We start from the raw sequence: 3,152 nt of genomic DNA, 5'->3' as shown, positions 1-3,152 counted from the left end.
CAAACAGTAAGATGGTACCTACGGTACAACTTGAGCTTTCGTGATTTGGTGGAAATGATGGCGGAACGGGGCTTATCTGTTGCTCATACAACGATTATGCGCTGGGTTCATCAATATGGATCTCAATTAGAAGAGAAAGTACGACATCATCTTAAATCAACAAATGACTCATGGAAAGTCGATGAAACATATATCAAAGTAAAAGCTCAATGGATGTACTAATACCGTGCAGTCGATTCAGAAGGGTATACAATTGATTTTTATCTAAGTAAATCAAGAGATAAACAAGCAGCCAAGCGCTTTTCCAAGAAAGCCTTGGCTTTTTCGTATGTTTCTAAACCTCGCGTGATAACAGTAGATAAGAACCCTGCCTATCCTGTAGCAATTCAAGAGTTAAGAGAAGAGAAATATATGCCTGAAGGCATACAACTAATGCAAGTTAAATATCTCAATAATATAGTGGAAGAAGACCACCGGTTTATTAAAAGGCGAGTTCGTTCTATGTTAGGATTAAAGTCGTTTAAAACAGCAATCTCTATATTGAGTGGTGTTGAAGCCATGCATATGATGAAAAAAGGGCAACTTGTTTTACCGGATAAGTCTGCCCAAAACCAGAAGTGATTTATTCATAAATTATTTGGCTTAGCTTCATAAGATAGAAATGAAGAAGGAATTGCTACTCTATGTTTCTAACTAACATTTTCGCACCAGAACCTTTTTTACTACCATAAAATAGAAAGAATACCACATTGCTATCAAGCTAAGATTTTAAGTTTCCCCATAGCGAAAAAATGTTTTCGGTTCGGGGAACAACCCACTTCTTAAGTTGACGGGCATGTATGGTGAAGTCTATTATATAAATTGGTCAAAAATTGACCTTCCTCAGTTTTTTAAATTCAATACATATGTTTTTTGTTATGGGAATATATGTTATAAACTTTACTTAGTCTAAGAACATCATAACATTCTAAATAGTATGGAGCGTGTATTATAATGAAAAAGATTTTATTATCGTTTATAACATTAGGAATGCTTATAGGATGTGAAAAATCTGATTCGTGTGATGAAGCAAGAGCTATCTACTCTGGAAATTGTAATTCTGATAATACACTGACAAACGACAAAGCTGAATTACAATTAGATTCCAAATAGTTGCTGTAATACTTAATTTGTATTTTAACAGGTAACAATTTCATTTTAGAGGGATATTTCCAATCGCGATTTCCTTTAGAAACAGTCGAAGAGGTTTCACTTTTTTAGTTAGGCTTTGTTTCTCTATATTTTCCAGAGGTTTTCGTATCTGTTCCATTTGTTCTTTTCCTTCTATTATATCAAACTCGATTCATTTGTGGGGTATCGCCACATCGCTATCAAGCTAAGAAATGCAGATGCCCCCAAAACGAGAAAATTGACATCTTCATGTGAAAATGTACGATTTTTTTGTTTTGGGGTGTTATAAAATTCTTAAGTTGATGGGCATGGGGATAATTTAAAATCTTAGGTTGATGACCAAGGGGTGCTACCCCTATATATCTTTTTGTATAACTGTCGATAACGATAATTATATGAATACGAAAGCCCTCCAGTTGTAGTTTTATAATAAAGTCACGATGTTTATAAGAAAGATGCGATGTTCTGAATAAAGTTGCGACGTTTCTAAAAAAGATGCGATGAAATAACTTAGCTAAGTGGAGAAGGGATTTCATTTCATCTTTTTTATTGAACGAATGGAGCAGGATAACTGTAGAATGTTACTTATAATATATTTTAAACAAAATAGTACAGGAGGTGCTAAAATGGCTAGGTTAAAATTATTAAAGAGTATAGGACATAATACTGTTCATAGCTATTTAAGCTTAATGAATTATAGAGAAAACGGATATGTTATTGAACATTTATATAATATTGCTAAAAAGAAAAATATAGATAATATTGTTATAGATATTTTAGGAAGAAGTATTAAACCCAAAGCTTTTGAAATTCCAGTAATAAAGGAGTCTTTAGATGATTTATTGAAAGACTTCGAACGTCTTCTAAAAGGTGAAAATATCCCCTTAGACAATGTTTTTTCTGCAACAGCAAGCATAGGTTTTAATTTAGAAAATCCGTACATTCGTGTTTCTGGTGCTAAACTAGAAAAATATGATTGTCTTGTAGAGATTATAGATAAAAATGAGAAATCACATAAAATTACTGTTAAAGAATGGTGGAGATAGTTCCATTCTTCTTTGATCAACAGGGGTTTTAGTGACATATGGATTATAGAAATAATCAAACTTTTTTATAAAAAATAACTCCTCCACAAAATTATACCCACTCATTTTGATTAATCTTTTTTCAAAATGGATGGGTTTCTTCTATTGTAAAATCAACATTTGTAGCACGATTATAATTGAACTTTATTCCAAATCAACAGAAGGACAAAAAGCAATGGAAGACCAAAAAACAAAATCAAAACAAAAAATCACAATAAATAAAGATGAAACTTAAAAAATTCCCTTTAGATTTTCTAAAGAGATTTTTTATTCACATAATCTTATTTATAGTTAAACTTAAAAATAATGTGGTTAGTGGATATCTAATAGGCCAAATTAATGCGCTATTACTAGGTGGATTTACCAAATAGGGGAGGAATATTAATGTATGAAAAAGTGGATACAATATTATCTGAAAATAGTTCAGATAACTACTTCTATGATCATGAATTTATGTATGTACAAGAGTTGATAAATGGATTTGCTGACATTGATTGGGGGAAATTGGTTCAAAGTCTAAAAGACAGAGATGATAAGTATAAAATTAGATTAGTATATTGCATAGATGAAGATACTGGAATGAATGGATTCAATTTATTACTAGATTTACTCAAGGAGAATGATGAAGTAGCTGAATATGTAATAGATTCTTTGCGTTCTTTTAACAATGAAGAATATAAAAAAATAATCGCTTCCAACAAGAAAATAATGGATAAAGCAGAGAGTTTACTGAAAAATGCCAGTCTACCAGTTAAGAGAATTTTAGAAACATTTTTACAGCAAAATAAACAGTCTTAGTATTTTTATATTTGGGGTACTGCCACACATCCATCAACTTAAGGATTTAGACTATTCTTGAAGGTGAAAGCACGTTACTATTCTCTTATGTTAATGAGA

At 31.4% G+C, this 3,152-nt stretch carries 3 protein-coding genes and 1 pseudogene; all 4 read left to right on the top strand.

Annotated elements, in window-relative coordinates:
* A pseudogene (locus JDS80_RS30455) lies at positions 1 to 621 on the top strand (IS6 family transposase); the annotation flags it as partial.
* A gap of 372 nt (positions 622 to 993) precedes the next feature.
* On the top strand, positions 994 to 1,152 hold the full coding sequence (locus JDS80_RS30450) for a hypothetical protein (protein ID WP_000722376.1): 159 nt from the start codon (positions 994 to 996) through the stop codon (positions 1,150 to 1,152).
* 644 nt (positions 1,153 to 1,796) lie between these two features.
* On the top strand, positions 1,797 to 2,216 hold the full coding sequence (locus tag JDS80_RS30445; RefSeq protein WP_199640789.1) for a hypothetical protein: 420 nt from the start codon (positions 1,797 to 1,799) through the stop codon (positions 2,214 to 2,216).
* 423 nt (positions 2,217 to 2,639) lie between these two features.
* Complete coding sequence (locus JDS80_RS30440; protein WP_199640788.1) at positions 2,640 to 3,053, top strand: hypothetical protein; 414 nt, start codon at positions 2,640 to 2,642, stop codon at positions 3,051 to 3,053.
* Positions 3,054 to 3,152: the final 99 nt, after the last annotated feature.

The sequence above is a fragment of the Bacillus cereus group sp. N8 genome, from assembly GCF_016483685.1.
Taxonomy (GTDB): domain Bacteria; phylum Bacillota; class Bacilli; order Bacillales; family Bacillaceae_G; genus Bacillus_A; species Bacillus_A proteolyticus.
Note: the sequence above shows the minus strand (reverse complement) of the source record. Positions and strands in the feature narration are given on the sequence as shown.

Excerpts from the sequence above, each read along its gene's own strand:
- JDS80_RS30450 (WP_000722376.1), top strand. The coding sequence starts at position 994 with ATGAAAAAGATTTTATTATCGTTTATAACATTAGGAATGCTTATAGGA.
- JDS80_RS30445 (WP_199640789.1), top strand. The coding sequence starts at position 1,797 with ATGGCTAGGTTAAAATTATTAAAGAGTATAGGACATAATACTGTTCAT.
- JDS80_RS30440 (WP_199640788.1), top strand. The coding sequence starts at position 2,640 with ATGTATGAAAAAGTGGATACAATATTATCTGAAAATAGTTCAGATAAC.